General features: G+C 59.6%; 19 protein-coding genes. 11 read left to right on the top strand and 8 right to left on the bottom strand.

Going from position 1 to position 19721, the window contains the following annotated elements:
* Positions 1-161: 161 nt before the first annotated feature.
* The gene (locus AC3ZVB_RS15375; protein ID WP_162439064.1) at positions 162-638 is read right to left on the bottom strand and encodes a YchJ family protein; all 477 of its coding nucleotides are present in this window, start codon (positions 636-638) and stop codon (positions 162-164) included.
* 4 nt (positions 639-642) lie between these two features.
* Positions 643-1140 (bottom strand): DUF6231 family protein, encoded by a 498-nt coding sequence (locus tag AC3ZVB_RS15380; RefSeq protein ID WP_194691195.1) that lies wholly within the window; start codon positions 1138-1140, stop codon positions 643-645.
* 190 nt (positions 1141-1330) lie between these two features.
* On the opposite strand from AC3ZVB_RS15380, the gene AC3ZVB_RS15385 reads away from it, so the two are divergent.
* The 4 genes from AC3ZVB_RS15385 to AC3ZVB_RS15400 all read left to right on the top strand — a co-directional run bounded on the left by AC3ZVB_RS15385 (position 1331) and on the right by AC3ZVB_RS15400 (position 4015).
* Positions 1331-2026 (top strand): PA1041 family peptidoglycan-binding anchor lipoprotein, encoded by a 696-nt coding sequence (locus tag AC3ZVB_RS15385; RefSeq protein ID WP_490147012.1) that lies wholly within the window; start codon positions 1331-1333, stop codon positions 2024-2026.
* Positions 2027-2117: 91 nt separating this feature from the next.
* The gene (locus tag AC3ZVB_RS15390) at positions 2118-2837 is read left to right on the top strand and encodes a PA1041 family peptidoglycan-binding anchor lipoprotein (RefSeq protein ID WP_162439061.1); all 720 of its coding nucleotides are present in this window, start codon (positions 2118-2120) and stop codon (positions 2835-2837) included.
* Positions 2838-2985: 148 nt separating this feature from the next.
* Positions 2986-3264, top strand: coding sequence for a DUF1145 domain-containing protein (locus tag AC3ZVB_RS15395; RefSeq protein ID WP_490147013.1), 279 nt, complete (start codon positions 2986-2988; stop codon positions 3262-3264).
* Positions 3257-4015 carry a collagen-like protein gene (locus AC3ZVB_RS15400; RefSeq protein WP_490147014.1) on the top strand — a complete coding sequence of 253 codons (759 nt, stop codon included), beginning with the start codon at positions 3257-3259 and terminating at the stop codon, positions 4013-4015. Before AC3ZVB_RS15395 ends, AC3ZVB_RS15400 begins: the two co-directional genes overlap by 8 nt.
* Positions 4016-4075: 60 nt before the next feature.
* Here AC3ZVB_RS15400 and AC3ZVB_RS15405 read toward each other — a convergent pair whose 3' ends face one another.
* Positions 4076-4540: a CopD family protein gene (locus AC3ZVB_RS15405; RefSeq protein WP_490147015.1), complete on the bottom strand. Its 465-nt coding sequence runs from the start codon at positions 4538-4540 to the stop codon at positions 4076-4078.
* Positions 4541-4908: 368 nt separating this feature from the next.
* On the opposite strand from AC3ZVB_RS15405, the gene dinG reads away from it, so the two are divergent.
* From dinG to pdxH, 5 genes are all read left to right on the top strand, one after another.
* Complete coding sequence (gene dinG, locus AC3ZVB_RS15410; RefSeq protein WP_490147016.1) at positions 4909-7053, top strand: ATP-dependent DNA helicase DinG; 2145 nt, start codon at positions 4909-4911, stop codon at positions 7051-7053.
* A 96-nt stretch (positions 7054-7149) separates the two neighbouring features.
* Positions 7150-9672, top strand: coding sequence for a beta-galactosidase (locus tag AC3ZVB_RS15415; RefSeq protein WP_490147017.1), 2523 nt, complete (start codon positions 7150-7152; stop codon positions 9670-9672).
* A 115-nt stretch (positions 9673-9787) separates the two neighbouring features.
* Positions 9788-10933 (top strand): serine hydrolase domain-containing protein, encoded by a 1146-nt coding sequence (locus tag AC3ZVB_RS15420; RefSeq protein ID WP_490147018.1) that lies wholly within the window; start codon positions 9788-9790, stop codon positions 10931-10933.
* A 114-nt stretch (positions 10934-11047) separates the two neighbouring features.
* Positions 11048-12175, top strand: a complete 1128-nt coding sequence (locus AC3ZVB_RS15425; protein WP_490147019.1) for an OmpA family protein — start codon at positions 11048-11050, stop codon at positions 12173-12175.
* Positions 12176-12200: 25 nt separating this feature from the next.
* Complete coding sequence (gene pdxH / locus AC3ZVB_RS15430) at positions 12201-12848, top strand: pyridoxamine 5'-phosphate oxidase (RefSeq protein ID WP_162438577.1); 648 nt, start codon at positions 12201-12203, stop codon at positions 12846-12848.
* Positions 12849-12853: 5 nt separating this feature from the next.
* Here the strand turns inward: pdxH and AC3ZVB_RS15435 are convergent, their stop codons facing one another.
* The gene (locus AC3ZVB_RS15435) at positions 12854-13090 is read right to left on the bottom strand and encodes a hypothetical protein (RefSeq protein ID WP_162438578.1); all 237 of its coding nucleotides are present in this window, start codon (positions 13088-13090) and stop codon (positions 12854-12856) included.
* 167 nt (positions 13091-13257) lie between these two features.
* Here AC3ZVB_RS15435 and AC3ZVB_RS15440 point away from each other — a divergent pair, with 167 nt between their 5' ends.
* Positions 13258-13722 carry an outer membrane lipoprotein gene (locus AC3ZVB_RS15440; protein ID WP_020798113.1) on the top strand — a complete coding sequence of 155 codons (465 nt, stop codon included), beginning with the start codon at positions 13258-13260 and terminating at the stop codon, positions 13720-13722.
* 72 nt (positions 13723-13794) lie between these two features.
* Here AC3ZVB_RS15440 and AC3ZVB_RS15445 read toward each other — a convergent pair whose 3' ends face one another.
* From AC3ZVB_RS15445 to nhaA, 3 genes are all read right to left on the bottom strand, one after another.
* Entirely contained in the window at positions 13795-14031 is a 237-nt protein-coding gene (locus AC3ZVB_RS15445; protein ID WP_490147020.1) for a DUF7683 domain-containing protein, read from the bottom strand.
* On the bottom strand, positions 14028-15227 hold the full coding sequence (locus AC3ZVB_RS15450; RefSeq protein ID WP_490147021.1) for a colicin E3/pyocin S6 family cytotoxin: 1200 nt from the start codon (positions 15225-15227) through the stop codon (positions 14028-14030). Before AC3ZVB_RS15450 ends, AC3ZVB_RS15445 begins: the two co-directional genes overlap by 4 nt.
* 132 nt (positions 15228-15359) lie before the next feature.
* On the bottom strand, positions 15360-16547 hold the full coding sequence (gene nhaA, locus AC3ZVB_RS15455) for a Na+/H+ antiporter NhaA (RefSeq protein WP_490147022.1): 1188 nt from the start codon (positions 16545-16547) through the stop codon (positions 15360-15362).
* Between the two features lie 249 nt (positions 16548-16796).
* Here nhaA and AC3ZVB_RS15460 point away from each other — a divergent pair, with 249 nt between their 5' ends.
* Positions 16797-17891: a PLP-dependent cysteine synthase family protein gene (locus AC3ZVB_RS15460; protein ID WP_490147023.1), complete on the top strand. Its 1095-nt coding sequence runs from the start codon at positions 16797-16799 to the stop codon at positions 17889-17891.
* Positions 17892-18089: 198 nt separating this feature from the next.
* Here the strand turns inward: AC3ZVB_RS15460 and AC3ZVB_RS15465 are convergent, their stop codons facing one another.
* On the bottom strand, positions 18090-19703 hold the full coding sequence (locus AC3ZVB_RS15465; protein WP_490147024.1) for an NAD(P)/FAD-dependent oxidoreductase: 1614 nt from the start codon (positions 19701-19703) through the stop codon (positions 18090-18092).
* Positions 19704-19721 lie beyond the last annotated feature (18 nt).

The following is a 19721-nucleotide window of genomic DNA, read 5'->3' on the forward strand; positions in this document are numbered from 1 at the left end:
CCTTGAGCTTGAAACAACCGCCAAACCTGCGAACACGTCCTGTAGCAGCTGCCGAGCCTGCGAGGCTGCGTTGGAATGCGCAGCACTTGCCGACCATTTAGCGAGCGCTACGCACTCGAACGCAGCCTCGCAGGCTCGGCAGCTGCTACAGGTTTCTCGTCTTAACTGCCGAAGTAGCTCGCACAGCATTTCTTGAACTTCTGCCCGCTGGCGCAAGGGCAAGCATCGTTGCGACCGGCCTTGAGTTGTACGGTGGGGTCGATGAAGTACCAGTGGGCAGCGTTCTGCACAAACGATGAGCGCTCGCGGTGGCTGTGTTCGCCCGTGCTGTCATGCCAGCGGGCGGTAAAGGTCACGAATGCGTGCTCCGGCTGACCGCCGAACACTTCGGAGCTCTCCACCTCCAGACCCAGCCAGGTGCTTTGCGCGCTCCAGTTGCTGATGGACTGGCGATCCAGCCCTTCGCGTTGCGCAGGCAGGGTGGTCGCGACCAGATAGTCGATCAGGCCCAGCACATACGCACTGTAGCGCGAACGCATCAGGGCTTCGGCGCAGGGGGCCGGATGGCCGGCATGATAGTGACCGCAGCAGGCATCGAGCAGGGTGCCGCTGCCGCAAGGGCAGATAGAAGTACTCATCGCGTTACCACCAATATTTCCCGAAGTTTTCCGGATTGGCCCAAAACCGTGAGTTGAGCCAGTCGGGTACTTGCTTATAGTCAAGCAGATCGTAGGTGAAGAGGGTCAGTACCTGTTCGTCACGCTGAAAGCGTTCGCTGGCTTGCAGGGCCAGGGAGAAAAAATCCGTTTCCTGCCAGCCACTGGCCGGCAGGTCCGCCAGCACCGCTATTCGGCTGGCATTGAGGTTGCGGATTCCTCCCAGCAAATTCAGACCGTCGCGTTTGGGCAGGTGTTCCAGGCAATCGACGACCAGCGCCAGGTCGAACCGACGGCACGCTAGATCTGCCGGCAATTGACCGGGCGCGGCATGCGCGACACAGCTGTCAGGGTGTGCGAGCTTGAAGGCTTCAAGCGCGGGGAACTCGCTGGCGCCAATCAAAAGAAGGCGCGCAGGGGCGTAACGATCCAGCAAAGCGGCCAGCGCCTGTTGCGGCGTGCGCGCAGAAATACCTGCAATCATCGAAGATCCTCAATCAGAGCTGCCAAGACTAGCCTGCCCGAAGGTCCGGGCCTAGCGCTCTATTAGGGGAAAAGCGTCGATCAACCGTGATCACGGCGTAAAACAGCTATGGCCTAATGCTGGCGGAGATTAAAACTCCGGTCTTTACTCCCTGAATCGGTTCTAAGCCGATCCCTCAGGAGAAAACTAGATGAGCATAGTTCGGACAGCATTACCCTTGGTTCTGCTAACCAGTGTGTTGACTGGTTGCGCAGGTTTGCAGAAAACCGACTGGCCGACCTGTGCGGCGGTCGGTGGTGTCGTAGGTGCTGGTCTCGGCGCGACCGAGAGCTCGGCATGGGCAGGGTATGGCGCGCTGCTGATCGGCGGCACGGCAGCGGCCTATTGCTGGGTTCACGGTGATGGCGACGAAGATGGCGATGGCGTGCCGGACAGCCGCGACAAGTGCCCGGGTACGCCTAGAGGCGTGCAGGTCGATGCCGACGGTTGCCCACCACCTGTGCCAGCGCCAGTTGTCGAAGAGGCTGTTGTGGTCAAGGAAGAAGTCATCGTCATTCGCGATGTTCACTTCCAGTTCGACAAAGCGACGCTCACGCCTTCCGATAAAGATGTCCTCAACAAAATCGCTTCTCGCCTGAAACAGGAATCCTCTACCGCGCAACTGACCGTCACCGGTCACACCGACAGCGTGGGCAGCGATGCCTACAACCAGAAACTGTCGGATAAACGTGCGCACTCGGTCGTTGATTACCTGATCCAGAGTGGCGTTCCACGTGCCAGCTTCGTGTCTGTAACCGGTGCCGGTGAAAGCCAGCCGGTGGCTGACAACAAAACGGCTGACGGCCGCGCGATGAACTGTCGCACGGAAATCAAAATCAACCGCTGACCCCCCTCGCACTCCGCGGCTTGTGCAGTCGCGGATGTGTGTCTTTACTCCTGTGTAACCGGTATGGGCCGGTAACACAGGAGCTTTCATAATGAGTGTTCTCACAAGGACCGTCTTGCCGGTTCTGCTGCTAGGCGGCCTGCTGACCGGTTGCGCAACTCACAGCGATGGCACAGCCCCGTTAAATCAACGTACCTGGCCAATCTGCAGCCTCATCGGCGGACTGGTCGGTGGAGGCCTGGGCGCGATCGAAAGTGCCGGCTGGGCAGGAGGTGGCGCAGCGCTTGGCATCCTGACGGGCGGCCTGATCTGCTACGCCCAGGATGGGGATGAAGATGACGATGGCGTTTTCGACCGTCGTGATCGCTGCCCTGATACACCCGCCAATACTCCGGTCGAACATCACGGTTGCCCGCTGCCGCAATACCCGGCCAGCGTGAAACCTGCCGAACCCGTGCAGTCCGAAGTCGTCACTTTGAGTGATGCGAACGATGTGTTGTTCGCCTTTAATAAATCCGACCTGACGCCCGCTGCACGCAGCGAACTCGATTCGCTGATGGCCAAGTTGCAAAACGCCGACGTGGTGAGCATCAAAGTGGTCGGTCACACCGACAGTGTCGGTTCGGACGCCTATAACCAGGCACTCTCGGAACGTCGCGCCAGCAGCGTGGCGGATTACCTGTTGAGCCAGGGCCTGGCGCCAAGCAAACTCACCAGCGAAGGCAAGGGTGAAAGCGAGCCGATTGCCGATAATGAATCGGAAGAGGGCCGCGCGAAAAACCGTCGCGTAGAGTTGCACATCAACCGCTGAGGCCCGTAGTAGAGCCGTCTGGCGATAAAACAGATCGTCCGGACGGCCATTCGGCGGCCCTCATGAAGAATTTTCCGTTGCCCTCTGGCTTATCCCGCGTGGAAGCCGTTACTGTGCGCGCAAAGAATAATTCTCAGCGGGGGAGCGTATGAAGGTGATATGGGGACTAGGGAAGTTGTTGACCCTGCTGTTCTGGGCCGTGGTGGTGGTTAATTCGCTCGTGCCGTTTGTTTATCCGCTGCAGGTGTTGGTCAATCTGGTCGGCGGCCTGCTGGCAATCCTTCATCTTCTGGAAGTGCTGCTGTGCAATCGCAGCCTCAAAGGTCGCGCCCATCCCTGGGTTGATCGCCTGAAGATTCTGTTTTTCGGCGTGTTCCACCTGCAAACCATTCCAGCTCCCACCGTATCGAAGGCTTCCCATGCGTAATCTCTGTCTGCTCGCGGCATTCATCAGCCCATTGGCTTGCGCCCAAGTGGTAAGCGTCGAAACCAACTCCCTGATGCGTTTACCCAATACGGCCAGCACCTTGCAGCTGGAACGTCTGGAAGTCGCCGACTACGGCACTTTGCTGATTCCTTCGAACGTGACTCAGGTCACCGTTGGCGAGTTGCACCTGGGACGCGACGCGCGCATCGCTATCGTGCCTGGCGAGCAGGCGCTGGACTTCAAGGTCATCCGCGCCCAATTGTCGGAAGGCAGCCAGATTACTGCGCGGGGTGCACCGGGCACTTACCTCAAGGCCGCGCGTTCGGGTCGCAATCTGAACGTGCAGATCAAGTCACTGAATGCGCCACAGTTGGTGGTGGATGCTCGCGGTGGTGCGGGCGCGCCAGGATTTGTCGGCCTTGACGGTGCGAATGGTCAGGCACCGGGCTGCACTTGGGGCCAGGCCGGTCGTGGTGCGGATGGCAGCGACGGCAGCGATGGTCAAGCGGGCGCGCCGGGGGCAATGGTCCGGTTGGAAGTGCCGCGTGATTACCCGGTTGAGCAGATCAAGGTCCAGGTAGCCGGCGGTGCAGGTGGCTTGGCAGGGCCTGGCGGAAAACCGGGTGCGGGAGGCAAGTCAAAAGGTTGCATCGTCTATCGCGCCGATGGCGGCAAGAGCGGTCGTCCAGGCGCCGACGGCCAGCCCGGGCCTGAGGGCGCCGCAGGTACAGTGACTGTTCAGCGTCTGTAAGAAAGACAAATCCCCTGTGGTGAGGGAGCGAGCTGCCTCGCCACAGTGACCGGATCTGCTTTAGAACATCGGGCGAGCCGAAGCGATCGCCACCAGCACCAACCCGACGATCAGGTTGATCCCCACCAATCGACGAATTCTCCCCAGCACTGCAGCCCCTGCCGGCCAATCCTGAGCCCTCACGGCGGTGCGCAGTTCAGGCAACATCAGCGCCTGAATCCTGATAAACAGCGCCGTCATGACCACGTAGAGTCCCATCATCACCTGTACATAACGCGGCGCGGCTTCAAATCCGGCGTACTGCAGATGAATCATGCCCACGCCGCTGATCGGCAACAGAATCACCGCGATCCAGACCCAGCGAAAAAACCCCTGGAACACTTCTACCCACAGCTTCAACCGGGCAGGGCCTTCCAGCGCTTTCACGGCGGCCGGGCGCAAGACCATCCAGGCGAAAAACATGCCGCCGACCCACACCAGGGCGGACAGGACATGCAGGGTGTAAACGATGCCAAAAGGTGTCATTGAGGTACTCCGTTCTGCGCGGGATTAATTAGCGGGGTATGATAGCCGCCGATTCGGGGGGCGTTCTCAGTTAGTTTCCGCGCCGCGCCGGGCCTGCTGCTGTGCAGGGCAAGGCGTGAGAAGCGTGGTTTGGTCATTCCAAATAAGCTTCGAGCAACGCAGCCCTGCACAACAGCAGACCCGGCCCTTCGGGTTGTGCCTTAAAGCGAGCCATGCTGCGTTGCAGACCTTGGAAAGGGAATAACCATTCCCAGCGGCCTGCGCCTTGCCTGGCTCGCTTTAAGGCGACAACGCGGCGTGGAAACTAATTGAGAACGCCCCCCAAAACCACTGAAAATTTATCCAGCGTTTATTGCGCCCGACAATCCATGATCAGCACCGAACTCAAAACCACGATTCAGGGCGCCTACTCGCGTTTTCTCGAGGCCAAGAGCCTCAAGCCGCGCTACGGCCAACGCCTGATGATCGCCGAAATTGCCAAAGTCCTCGGTGACATCGACACCGACGACGAAGGCCGGCGCAGTGGCGACCCCGCGATTGTCGCGGTGGAAGCCGGCACCGGTACCGGTAAAACCGTGGCCTACAGCCTGGCGGCGATCCCGACTGCGAAAGCGGCTGGCAAGCGTCTGGTCATTGCCACGGCCACGGTGGCCCTGCAGGAACAGATCGTCTACAAGGACTTGCCCGACCTCATGCGCAATAGCGGGCTGAATTTCAGCTTCGCTCTGGCCAAGGGGCGCGGACGCTACATGTGCCTGTCCAAGCTCGACATGCTGCTGCAGGAAGGTCATGCGCAAACCGCCACGGCGCAGTTATTCGAGGAAGAAGGCTTCAAGATCGAGGTCGACGAGGCCAGTCAGAAGCTGTTCACCAGCATGATCGAAAAGCTCGCCGGCAATAAATGGGACGGTGACCGTGACAGTTGGTCCACCGCCCTGGAAGACGCCGACTGGGCGCGTCTGACGACCGATCACAGCCAGTGCACCAACCGCCATTGCCCTAACTTCGGTCAGTGCGCCTTCTACAAGGCCCGCGAAGGCATGGGCAAGGTCGACGTGATCGTCACCAACCACGATATGGTCCTGGCAGACCTCGCCTTGGGCGGCGGTGCGGTACTACCGGACCCGCGTGACACCATCTATGTATTCGACGAAGGTCATCACCTGCCAGACAAGGCCATCGGTCACTTCGCTCATTACACACGCCTGCGTTCCACCGCCGACTGGCTGGAAACCACAGCCAAGAACCTCACCAAGCTGCTCGCCCAACACCCGCTGCCGGGTGACCTTGGCAAGCTGATCGAGCAGGTGCCGGAGCTGGCGCGGGAGATCAAGACTCAACAGCAGTTCATGTTCACCGCCTGCGAACAGGTTGCCGATTTCAAACCTGGTGAAGACGTTGAAGGCCGCGAGCGGCCGCGTCATCGCTTCGTCGGCGGCGTGATTCCCGAGCACATGCGTGAAATGGGTGTCGAGCTGAAAAAGGGGTTCGCCCGGCTGACCGACGTGTTCACCCGGCTCACTGAACTGTTGAAAGAAGGCATGGATGGCGAGGTCAACATCGGCATCGCCAGCAACCAGGCTGAAGAGTGGTATCCGCTGTTCGGCAGCTTGTTGTCCCGTTGTTCCGGCAACTGGGAGTTGTGGACGGCCTTCACTGCCGAAGACCCGGAAGACAACCCGCCCATGGCCCGTTGGCTGACCCTGGCTGAAAGCGGTTCGCTGTTCGACATCGAGGTCAACGCCAGTCCGATCCTCGCCGCGGAGATGCTGCGTCGTAACCTGTGGAACGTGGCTTATGGCGCGCTGCTTACTTCGGCGACCCTGACCGCGCTCGGCACATTCGATAGATTCCGCATGCGCGCCGGCCTGCCGAAAAAAGCCGTCACTGCCGTCGTCCCGAGCCCGTTTCATCATGCCGACGCTGGCGTGCTGCGGGTGCCGGACCTGAAAGCCGATCCACGGGATGCGCCCGCGCATACCGCCGCGATCATCCGTGATTTGCCACAACTGGTCGAAGGTTCGCGCGGCACCTTGGTGCTGTTCTCGTCGCGCAAACAGATGCAGGACGTTTTCGATGGTCTCGACCGCGACTGGCGCAAACAAGTGTTCATTCAAGGCAACCTGTCAAAACAGGAAACCCTGAACAAGCACAAGGCGCGGGTCGATGGCGGGGATTCGAGCGTGCTGTTCGGCCTGGCAAGTTTCGCCGAGGGCGTGGATTTGCCTGGGGCTTATTGCGAACACGTGGTCATCGCCAAGATTCCTTTTTCGGTGCCTGATGACCCGGTCGAAGCAGCCCTGGCCGAATGGATCGAAGCCCGTGGCGGTAATCCCTTCATGGAAATCTCGGTTCCGGACGCCTCGCTCAAACTGGTCCAGGCCTGTGGTCGGTTGCTGCGTACCGAAGAGGATCGCGGCACCATTACCTTGCTGGATCGACGCCTGGTCACTCAGCGTTACGGCAAGGCGATCCTCAATGCGTTGCCTCCTTTCCGTCGTGAAATTTCCTGATACACCGGTGGGCATTTATGCCCGCCGCGTTGTCTATCTCTCTGCCATCGCTTTTCCACTGGCCTATTGAAGGTCGCTAGGGAGAACTACGTTCCTATGATTCGCCGTTCGCTGCGCCATTCTTTACCAGCGGTTTTTACCCTGATGTTCGCAGCCCCTTTGCTGGCGGCTCCTGCCGGCCAGCAGACGCTGTTTAACTTTGTGCGTCCCGCTGACGTGGTGCAGGTGGCGACTCAGGACGCCAGCCTGCCGCAATCCAATGCTGAGCAAACGGCCGAAGGCGAAGTGTTGCGCCGGGTAACGTTCAATCCCGTCGCGCAACCGACGTTGCGACTGACGCCGCAAAGTGGCGCCTGGGACTGGTCGCAGTCGGGCGTCATGAGTTTGCGGATTCAGAGCGCGATGAATTGGGCCCTGACCCTCTACGTCAAAATCCAGAGTAACGATGGCAAGACCCTGATCAGCCGCGTCGATTTGCCAGCCGGTCCTGCCCAAACGCTGCTGGTGCCGTTGCAACCGGGTTCTTCGCTGAGTCTTGGCATGAAGGCCGGACCTCCGATGCCGATAACGGTCGACGGTCAGCGGGTGTTGCTGACCAGCAGTGCCGGTGAGCTGGATCGCAGCCAGGTGGTGTCGGTGACGTTGTCGATGGATCAGCCGAAAGTCGCCCAGAGCATCCTGCTGGAACGCTTCGGTGTTCAGGACGTTGAGCCGGTCATTCAAGCGGCTTATGGCAATCTCGTGGACGCTTACGGCCAATCGACCCGAACCAAATGGCCGGAAAAAGTCAGCAGCGATGAGCAATTGAAAAGCGCTGCCGGCAAGGAACAGCAACAGCTCAAAACCTGGCTGGCGGAACGCGAAAAGACGTCACTGGACACTTATGGCGGCTCGACCAAAGGGCCGGCGTTCAAGGCCAGCGGTTTCTTCCGTACCGAAAAGCGCGACGGCCGTTGGTATCTGGTAACGCCTGAAGGGCATCCGTTTTATTCGCTGGGGGTCAACACCGTCACCCCGGACGTCAATCAGACGTACATCGCCGGTCGTGAGTGGATGTTCGAGGCCCTGCCAAAACCCGATGAGCCGCTGGCCAGCCATTACGGCGAAGGCGACAACCGCGGTGGTAATGGCGCGGATCAGGGACGCAGCTACAACTCGGGTCGCTGGTACGATTTCTATGGCGCTAACCTGCAGCGTTTATACGGCGACCCTTGCGCGCTCGGCAGCACCACCAAGGCCGGTATCGCCGAAGCGGCCAAAGCCGACGCTGTCGAGGCGACGGTCGAGAAGGCCGCAGAGCAACCGGCAGCACCTTCAGTGGGTGAATCAGGTATCGCCGAAGCCGCCAAATCCGATGCGGTGGAGGCGACTGCCGCCAAAGCGGTTGAACAATCCCCGGCGGCGCCTTGCAAAGCCGACCTTGATGAAAACCGCTGGATCAGCCACACCCTGGACCGGCTGCAAGCCTGGGGCTTCAACACGGTTGGCAACTGGAGCGCTCCGGCCCTGGCCGATTCTGAACGTGTGCCCTACACCTTGCCGCTGTCGATCGTTGGTGATTACACCAGCATCAGTACGGGAAGCGACTGGTGGGGCGGTATGCCCGATCCGTTTGATCCTCGTTTTGCCATGGCCACGGAACGAGCGGTTGCCATTGCCGCCCGGGATCACCGCGATGATCCATGGCTGATCGGTTACTTCGCCGACAATGAACTGGCCTGGGCCGGTCCGGGTGACGATCCGAAGGCCCGCTATGCGCTGGCGTATGGCACCTTGAAAATGACCACCGACGTGCCCGCCAAGCGTGCGTTCCTCAAGCAACTGCGGGACAAATATCGCAACCAGGCAGGCTTGTCCAAGGCTTGGGGTATTGATCTGCCGGCTTGGGAATTGATGGAAGATCCGGGCTTTGTTCCGCCGATACCAAGCGCCGAACATCCGGAAATCGAAGCCGACTTCAAATATTTCCAGAAAGTCTTCGCTGATACCTACTTCAAGACGATCTCCGATTCGCTGAAATGGCACGCGCCCAATCAGCTTCTACTCGGTGGCCGATTTGCCATCAGCACCCCGGAAGCGGTGGAGTCCTGCGCCCAGTATTGCGACGTGGTGAGCTTCAACATGTACACCCTTCAACCGCAGGACGGTTATGACTTCGAGAAGTTGCGCAGGCTGGACAAGCCGGTATTGATCACCGAATTCAATTTTGGCTCGGCCGATCGTGGCCCGTTCTGGGGCGGTGTGACGCAATTGGCAAAAGAAGAGGACCGTGGCCCGGCTTATGCGAACTTCCTTAAACAGGCGATGAGCGAGCCGTCAATTGTCGGGGTCCACTGGTTCCAGTACCTGGATCAGCCGGTTACCGGTCGTCTGCTGGACGGCGAAAACGGTCACTTCGGGCTGGTAGGCATTACCGATGTGCCTTTCCAGGGCTTTGTCGACAGTGTGCGCAAAAGCAACCTGGCGACCGTCGATCAACTGGGTAAGGAAGCACAGAAGGCCAAGGTCGCAGCCGAAAAAGCCAGTAACGATACAGACGGCGGCCGCAAAGGCGATGCCGGCAAAGGTGCCGGGCAGGGCGCTGGTCATGCGGGTGGGCATTCCGGGAATGGCCATTGAGGCGTTCACAACAGTAGACGACAGTCGACCGCCTGGCCCGCACCTGTTCCCAAAACCATCAATGGCTGGAACAATGCGGGCCACTTTGTAGAGCGTTGATGCGGGGGAGTTGCGGGTGCAGATTCAGGGTCATTACGAGCTTAAATTCGAAGCTGTGCGCGAGGCATTCGCTGCACTGTTCGACGATCCCCAGGAACGCGGCGCGGCGCTATGCATCCAGATCGGCGGAGAAACCGTCATCGACCTGTGGGCCGGTAGCGCCGACAAGGATGGCACCGAAGCCTGGCACAGCGACACCATCGCCAATCTGTTCTCCTGCACCAAGACGTTCACCGCGGTGACTGCCCTGCAGCTGGTCGCCGAAGGCAAGTTGCAACTGGATGCTCCCGTCGCACGCTATTGGCCCGAGTTCGCTGCGGCCGGCAAAGAATCAGTCACCCTGCGCCAGTTGCTCTGCCATCAGGCCGGCTTGCCAGCGTTGCGTGAACTGCTCGCACCGGAGGCTCTCTACGACTGGCAAACCATGGTAGATGCCCTGGCCTCCGAAAGTCCGTGGTGGACGCCGGGCACCGGTCACGGCTACGCCGCCATCACCTATGGCTGGCTGGTGGGCGAGTTACTGCGTCGCGCCGACGGTCGGGGTCCTGGTGAATCCATCGTTGCGCGGATCGCAAAGCCATTAGGGCTGGATTTTCACGTCGGTCTGGCCGACGAGGAATTCCACCGCGTGGCGCACATCGCTCGCGGTAAGGGCAACGTTGGCGATGCGGCGGCCCAGCGCTTGCTGCAAGTGACGATGCGCGAACCGACGGCGATGACCACGCGAGCCTTCACCAATCCACCGTCCGTGCTGACCAGCACCAATAAACCCGAGTGGCGCAGAATGCAGCAGCCGGCCGCCAATGGTCACGGTAATGCTCGCAGTCTGGCCGGGTTCTACGCCGGTTTGCTCGACGGCAGCCTGCTGGAAAGCGAGATGCTCGATGAGCTGACCCGCGAGCACAGCCTGGGCGAAGACAAGACTTTGTTGACCCGTACCCGTTTCGGTCTGGGTTGCATGCTCGATCAACCGGATGTTCCCAACGCGACCTACGGCCTCGGCCCGCGCGCGTTCGGGCATCCAGGCGCCGGCGGTTCCATCGGTTTTGCTGACCCGGAACATGATGTGGCCTTCGGTTTTGTGACAAATACACTGGGGCCGTACGTCTTGATGGATCCACGCGCACAAAAGCTTGTGCGAGTACTGGCCACTTGTCTGTAAAACCCGCTCAAGGGGTCCGATATCGGAACCTGACAGCCTTTTCGGTTTCAAAGCGTCTGTTTATGCGGGCCAGCTTGGCCTGATTTTTTTATTACTTCATTTTGTGGATATCCAATGTCATCCAATAAAACCTTCGCCCTGGCCCTGTGCTTCGCTATCACCGGTTGCGCACAGACTCCACAAAATGATGCAGATGGCGGCAGTTGGTGGCCGTTTGGTTCGTCCGATAAAGTCGCGGCAAAAGAACCCGCGGCGGCACCAGCCCCTCTGAAGCCTGCCGCAACGGCCCCGGTCGCCAAGGCAGATAGCGCTAATCCGGTCGCCAAAACTGAAAGCGCTAACCCTTGGTACTGGCCATTCGGCTCCGAAGAAGTCCTCGACAAGAAGCCTGAAGCAAAACCTGAAGCCAAACCTGTTGAAGTGGCCAAGGCGGAAGCCGAGGCAGGTGGCAAATGGTGGTGGCCGTTTGGAGGCAAGGAGCAGAACACCGCCAAGGTCGTACCGATGCCTGATCCTAAAGTCACTCAGGCCTGGCTTGACGACTATGAACCGCGCCTGCGCACGGCCATCAAGGACAGCAACCTGCAACTCGAGCGTCGGGAAAACGTTTTGGTGGTCACTGCGCCGGTAGAAGGTTCGTTCAACCCGGATCGCCCTGCCATGCTGCTGCCCGTCACGCTCGGTCCGTTCACCCGGGTGGCAAAGATTCTCGAAGTCGACCCTAAGACCGCCGTCCTCGTGCTCGGGCACAGTGATACCTCCGGAGCCGCACCAGCCAACGTGAAACTGAGCCAGGAACGTGCTCAGGCCGTCGCGGCGATCTTCCGCCTCAGTGGTCTGCAGCGTGATCGCCTGATGCTTCGCGGGATGGGCAGCGAAGCGCCGCGTGCTGCCAACGACAGCACTGAAGGTCGTGCCTTGAACCGTCGCGTCGAATTGTTGGTAACGCCGCAGAACACCATGGTGGCGTTATTGAGCAAGTACAACATGCCTGCTCCGGCCCCCGTTCGCATGGTTGCCGCTCAAGACGTCAAGCCAGCGGTCGCGCCAGTGACTCCGGCCCCTGCGGCGAAGAAAGCCGATGTGCCGGCCGCGAAAAAAGCCCCGGCCAAGAAAGCCGCTGCCAAAGCGCCTGCAAAGAAAGCCCCGGCTAAAATCAAGACCCCGGCGAAAAAGACCGCTCCCGCCAAAGCCGCAGCCACTGACAAGAAAGTCGCCGCCGCTGATGCTACAAAGAAGTAATTCGTTAATTTAAAAGGAATGCACCATGACCCAGGGCCTGGCTGATATGCGTCGCGATTACACCCGGGACGGCCTGACCGAGGCGCAAGCCCCGGCCGAGCCGTTCGGGCTGTTCCATCAGTGGTTTGCCGACGCGGTGAAAACCGAACAGGCGCCAGTGGAGGCTAACGCCATGACCCTGGCGACCGTCGATGCTGATGGTCGACCGCATTGCCGAATCCTGCTGCTCAAGGGGTTGGACGAACAGGGCTTCACGTTCTTCACCAACTACGAGAGTGCCAAGGGTCAGCACCTGGCAGCGAACCCGTTCGCTGCCATGACCTTTTTCTGGCCAGCCCTGGAGCGTCAGGTGCGCATCGAAGGGCGAGTGGTGAAGGTCACGCCCGAAGACTCCGATGCCTACTATCAGGTCCGGCCGCTCGGCAGTCGCCTGGGTGCCTGGGCGTCGCCGCAAAGCCGGGTGATCGCCGACCGTGCCGAGCTGGAAGCACTTCTCAAGAACACCGAGCAGCGCTTCAGCGATACTCAGCCTCATTGCCCTGAACACTGGGGTGGTTATCGTCTGTTACCGGAGCGCATCGAATTCTGGCAGGGCCGTCCGAGCCGTCTGCACGATCGCCTCAACTACCGTCAGCAGGGCGCCGACTGGATTCTTGAACGTCTGGCACCCTAAGCAGTCTACCGAGCGGGATACCCTGCCGCAGCGGCCTCCAGCCATTGCGGCAAGTCCCGGCGCTTGATCTTCTTGGCTTGAGCGTTCGCCAGTTGCTGGAGCATGTAGGCTTTCTTGTCTTCATCCCCACCGGCCAGGGCTAACGCCAGATCACGGTCCATCCAGCGTTTGATCCGCACGTACAACCACCAGTGGAAGTACAAACCGGCGACAGTGGTGACGACAATGATGAAGTAATCCATGAAAATCCTTGGGTCAGTGGCGCAGATCTCGTAATTTGTCGCTACTGTGTGGTGAATTCGAGGGGTGCCTGTACATGCCCTGAATCAAACCACTTTTATCCGGGCGATGCCGTGACAGGCGTCATGCTGCGGAGTTTAATGAATACCTGTCCTTTGGAGTTGATGCTATGCGTAAGTCTGTTCTGTTGGTTGCTTCCTTTTCCACGATGGCGATGTTGCTCACCGGCTGCCAATCGAGCCTGACCGGTGACTCCTACTCCCGTGACGAAGCGCGTCGCGTGCAGACGATTCGCATGGGCACCATCGAAGCACTGCGCCCGGTGAAAATCGAAGGGACCAAAACCCCAATCGGTGGCGCCGCAGGTGCCGTGGTCGGTGGTGTAGGCGGTAGTGCAATCGGTGGCGGTCGCGGCAGCATCGTCGCAGCGGTCATCGGCGCAGTGGCCGGCGGCCTGCTGGGTTCGGCCACTGAAGAAGGCCTGACCCGCACCCAGGGCGTGGAAATCACCGTTCGCGAAGACGACGGCAGCATGCGCGCCTACGTGCAACAGGTTCAGGAAAACGAAGTGTTCCGTGTTGGCGAGCGTGTGCGCATCGCCACGGTTGATGGCACGAGCCGCGTTTCGCACTAAGCGGAAGACGGCAAAAGAAAACCCCGATCAGGCGACTGGTCGGGGTTTTTCTTTTTCAGGGATTGGCGACGGCTAACTTGCAGTAACGCATACCAATTGGACGATATGATTTGCGTTCGTCAGTGTTGTACCGGTCCATTCCTCCAATACCTTCACCTGTTCCGGGGAAAGGTCGTACCCGTCGAACTCGTCCTCCGGTAGTTGCCAATTCATCAAGCTTTTAAGCTCGGAATGCCGGTCAGACGGTACTTGCACGCTGAGAAGTAGATCCTCGGTCTGTCCGTCAAAGACTTCTACGACATGTTTCATTTTTCTACTCTCCTTGCCGGGTCGGCTGGTTTTGTCTGCTCTCCTGTGTTCGGGTCATACTCCCCCAGGTGTTTGCCTTGTTTGGTATAGAGCTCAATCTTGCCATGTTGTGAGTCCCACTCATAAATTCGTCCTGAAGGATCCTTCCAGCGCCGACGTTTACTACCTCCTCCGCGTACAGATGTTTTCAATGGAGCGGGCCTTACATCAGGGAAAGCAGGCAGAGTCGTTGGCGCAGGATGGTATCCAAAGTTTCCCCCGGGTACGCTAACCACAATATAAACCGGCCTAACCCCCGACCCCACCGGAAACACAAGAATGAAATCCTTGTACTCAGGCGGATAGATCGGGTTGACGATAATCTCGGCGGCCACGTCAGTTGGCGGATACACCCAGATATGCGGTGCTTGTGGCGCTGCTTGCAGAGCCGGGATTCCAAGAATGTCAGAACCGTCCACCGCCGGCGTCCAGATCAGCTCAACACCGTCACCGAGGTCAGCAACTTGCTGGCTGTCCCGCTTACTGAACTGCACGACCTTGACCATTTCCCAATTGCGGTGCTTGCCGGTGTAGAAGCCGTAACCCTTGAGACTGCCATCAGCCAGCTGCTCGACGTTCAGCCGAACGCGCGTACGGGCTAGTTTGAGAGCGCGCAGCTGATCTTCGGAGTAGAGGGCGCTATCGCCCAGGGTGGGCGTCCAGAACAGCGCCACGACTCCAGTCAGAACAGCGCCTGTTACAGCACCCAGAGCTGCAACAGCACTGGCTGGTGCGACAAGGAACGGCGCGCGAAGCGCCAGTTGACCAATGCCGAGCGAGCCTACACTTCCACTGATTCGCTCCAGTGGCAGCAAACCGGCGGCGTCTACGTCGCGAGCCCCAAGCCAAGCAATTTCTCCGTAGTCCTTGAGGCGATCGACCGGCACCATTCCCGACGGGTAGGAATAGTCGATAACGGCGTCGGGCAGGTTGCAGGATTTGGCGAAGACGCATCCTGCGTGAACTACGGCGTCCTTTGTTACAGGCGTTGGAAGTCGGTCTTCAAAGGCTCGTTGACGAGCGAGCATCGCGTCGTAGGCGTGTTGTCTGGCGTCTCGTTCTGCCAGCTCCTTTGCCGTCATGTCGCGATACGTAATGTGATGCCCGTCGCCTGACGGTGGGTTTTGAACCCGGGGAATGTCCTTGTGGCCAGCCACTGATTGTCCTTTCATTCGTCCATCGGCAGCCCCGAAGTGGGGCTGCGCGACGTTAACGAACGAGGGCGGTTGTGGCTGTAGGAAGAGTCTTGAAAGACTCTAGGCGTTGTCGCTAGTTTTTCGACGCACAGCTCAAGGCTGCAATACCGCGCTTTTACGGCTTGCCGCCGCAGTCACCGCATAGCCAATCAATGCCGCCAGTATCGATCCGGTCAGAATCCCCATCCGGTCCATCCCCGCGTATTCACTCACGCCCGGTTCAAATGCCAGGGAGCCAACGAACAGACTCATGGTAAAGCCGATGCCGCAGAGAATTGCCACGCCGAGCACCTGGCCCCAGTTTGCCCCTTGGGGCAGGGCGGCAATACCGGTTTTGACCGCCAGCCAGGTCAGGCCGTAGACCCCGAGGGTCTTGCCCAGCAGCAGGCCGATTGCGATGCCCATGGGGACATGGTGGGTGAAGCTTTCGGCGGTCACGCCACTCAAGGACAAGCCCGCGTTGGCGAAGGCGAACAATGGCAGGATGCCGTAGGCCACCCACGGGTGCAGGGCGTGTTCCAGGGTCAGCAGTGGTGACGGTTCGGCATTTTTTGTGCGCAACGGAATGCAGAACGCGAGGGTTACACCGGCCAGGGTGGCGTGAACGCCACTCTTGAGTACACACACCCAGAGGATCAGACCAATGATCATGTATGGCCCAAGCTTGACCACGCCAAGCCGGTTCATTGCGATGAGCGCCGCGATGCACGCGCCCGCCAGGGCCAGCGACAAGGTCGACAACGTCCCGGAGTAGAAGATCGCGATGACGATGATTGCCCCCAGGTCGTCGATGATCGCCAAGGTCATCAGGAACAGTTTCAGCGACACAGGCACGCGCTTGCCGAGCAAGGCGAGTACGCCGAGGGCGAAGGCGATGTCGGTGGCCATGGGGATGGCCCAACCATCGAGGGCTGCGGCGTTGTCACGGTTGAAGAACCAGTAGACCAACGCCGGGACAACCATGCCGCCAATCGCTGCGGCGCCTGGCAGGACGATCTGCGACGGTTTTGACAACTGACCGTCGAGGACTTCGCGCTTCACTTCCAGGCCAATCAGCAGGAAGAACAGCGCCATGAGGCCGTCGTTGATCCACAGCAGAGCCGGTTTGGCGATTTGCAGCGCACCAATCTGTGCAACGACAGGGGTCTCCAGAAAGCTGGTGTAAAGCCACGACAGCGGGGAATTATTGATGATCAGCGCCAGCGCTGCGGCGGCGATCAACAACAGGCCGCTGGCAGCTTCCAACTGAAAGAAGCGTGTGAATGTGCTACGCAGAGGCAAAGTCACTCTCCAATGTAAGGTTCGAAAGGTGGCACACCGTAACCCGTGCCGTTAGTTGTTAAAACAAAAGTTATATTCTTTTTTGTTATATACCGTTACAGCTAGGATGCTTGGCGAAAAAACTGAGCCTAGCAGTTGCCGGGTGTATTGAACCTCAGCTGTACCTGTGCGCGATGTAGGTTTTTTCCTAAGCTTGTCGCTGAACCTTGCAAAAGGACCGACTCTTGCCGATCCAACGAGACAATCACCATGAGCGACAACCGACAGTGGGCTCGTGAAGCCATTCGGATCATTGAAGCGGACTTCCAGCGCAGCGCCGACACCCACCTGATCCCTCTGCCGCTGCCGGGGTTTTCGGGCATCGAGTTGTATTTCAAGGATGAGTCCAGCCATCCCACGGGCAGCCTGAAACATCGGTTGGCGCGTTCGTTGTTCCTCTATGCGCTGTGTAACGGCTGGCTGAAACCGGGTGCTCCGGTGATCGAGGCGTCCAGCGGCTCGACGGCGATTTCCGAAGCGTACTTCGCCCGCATGCTGGGCCTGCCATTTATTGCCGTGATGCCGGCGACGACGTCTAAAGAGAAAATTGCGCAAATTGCGTTCTACGGTGGCAAGAGCCACCTGGTCGACGACCCAACGCAGATTTATGCCGAATCCGAGCGCTTGGCGCGTGAACACGATGGGCATTTCATTGACCAGTTCACCTATGCCGAGCGAGCCACCGACTGGCGCGCGAACAACAATATCGCCGAGTCGATCTTCCATCAGATGCGTTTCGAATCTCACCCGGAACCGAGCTGGCTGATCTCCAGTCCTGGCACCGGTGGCACCACCGCGACCCTTGGCCGTTATGTGCGTTATCGCCAGCATTGCACCCGGGTGCTTTGCGCCGACGCTGAGCGCTCGGTGTTCTTCGACTACTACCAGACTGGGGACGCGAGTCTGCGTCTGGACCACGGATCGCGGATTGAGGGTATTGGACGTCCCCGTGTGGAAGCGTCGTTTCTGCCCAAGGTGATCGATGCGATGGTCAAGGTGCCTGACGCCCTTTCACTGGCGGCCATGCATTACCTGGCGCAGCGTTTGGGGCGACATGTGGGTGGCTCAAGCGGGACCAACCTGATTGGCGCCTTGATGGCGGCTCAACAGATGGCGGCGGCGGGGGAGACGGGGTCGATCGTGGCGATTTTGTGTGATGGCGGCGAGCGCTACGCAGACACCTATTACGATCAGGATTGGCTCAAGGCGCAAGGGTACGCGTTGAGTAGTTTGATCGATGCCGTGGCCGCGAGTGCCGAGCGTGGTGACGCGTTACCCACGACCGTGTTGCGCGCCAATATCTGAGAGTGTTCAGGCAATGAAACCAATGTGGGAGCGAGCTTTTGTGGCGAGGGGACTTGTCCCCGTTGGGTCGCGAAGCGGCCCCAAACTGTGAGTTCGCAATGTATCTGACACACCGAGAACTCAGGTTTTGGGCCTGCTGCGCAGTCCAACGGGGACAAGTCCCCTCGCCACAAAAGCTCGCTCCCACAAGGATACAGATCAGGCTTCGAGGCCGAGGATATCCCGCGCTACCGCTTCGGCAATCCGGATACCATCAACGCCGGCTGACAAAATCCCGCCCGCGTAACCTGCGCCTTCACCCGCTGGAAACAGACCCTTCACGTTCAGGCTCTGCATCGACTCATTCCGGGTAATGCGCAGTGGCGACGAGGTGCGGGTCTCGATCCCGGTCAACACCGCGTCGTGCAGCGAATAACCGCGAATCTGCTTCTCGAACGCCGGCAGTGCTTCGCGAATGGCTTCGATGGCGAACGCCGGTAAAGCCAATGCCAGATCACCCAGCGCAACGCCTGGTTTGTAGGACGGTTCAACACTGCCCAGCTCGGTGGACGGCTTACCGGCAATGAAGTCGCCCACCAGTTGTGCGGGCGCTTCATAGTTACTGCCGCCGAGCACAAAGGCGTGAGACTCCAGACGCTCCTGCAGCTCGATTCCAGCCAGCGGGCCACCCGGGTAATCGACTTCCGGGGTGATGCCGACGACGATTCCGGAGTTGGCGTTACGCTCGTTACGCGAGTACTGGCTCATGCCGTTGGTGACCACACGCCCCGGTTCGGACGTCGCCGCCACCACGGTGCCGCCCGGGCACATGCAGAAGCTGTAGACCGAGCGGCCGTTCTTGGCGTGGTGCACCAGCTTGTAGTCGGCGGCGCCAAGTTTCGGGTGACCGGCGTACTTGCCCAGGCGCGCACGGTCGATCAGTGATTGCGGATGCTCGATGCGGAAACCCACCGAAAACGGCTTGGCTTCCATGAACACGCCACGCCCGTGCAGCATGCGGAAGGTGTCCCGGGCACTGTGCCCGAGGGCGAGGATCACGTGTTTCGAATGAATCTGTTCGCCGCCATTGAGCTCGACGCCGACCAGTTGACCGTCTTCGATCAACACGTCGGTGACCCGCTGCTGGAAGCGCACTTCACCGCCCAACGCGCGAATCTGCTCACGCATGTTTTCCACGACGCCGGTCAGACGGAACGTACCGATGTGCGGTTTGCTGACGTAGAGAATTTCTTCCGGAGCCCCCGCCTTGACGAACTCGTGCAGGACTTTGCGACCGATGAATTTCGGGTCCTTGATCTGGCTATAGAGCTTGCCGTCAGAGAACGTCCCCGCGCCGCCTTCGCCGAATTGCACGTTGGACTCGGGGTTGAGCACGCTTTTACGCCACAGGCCCCACGTATCCTTGGTGCGCTGGCGAACTTCAGTGCCGCGCTCGAGGATGATCGGCTTGAAGCCCATCTGCGCGAGCAGCAGCCCGGCGAAGATTCCGCACGGGCCGAAACCGACGACAACCGGGCGTTGTTCGAGATCGGCCGGTGCCTGACCCACCACCTTATAGCTGACATCCGGCGCCACGTTGACGTTGCGGTCATCGGCGAACGTGTGCAGCACCGCAGCCTCATCGCGAACGTTGAGATCGATGGTGTAGATGAAGCACAGTTCGGAAGACTTTTTGCGCGCATCGTAGCTGCGCTTGAACAAGGTGAAATCGAGCAGGTCATCACTGGCGATGCCCAGGCGCTGCACGACGGCAGGGCGCAGGTCTTCTTCGGGATGGTCGATTGGCAGCTTGAGTTCGGTAATTCGTAACATGACGGGATCCGGTTCGCG

Source organism: Pseudomonas sp. MDV22-iso1 (assembly GCF_058145095.1).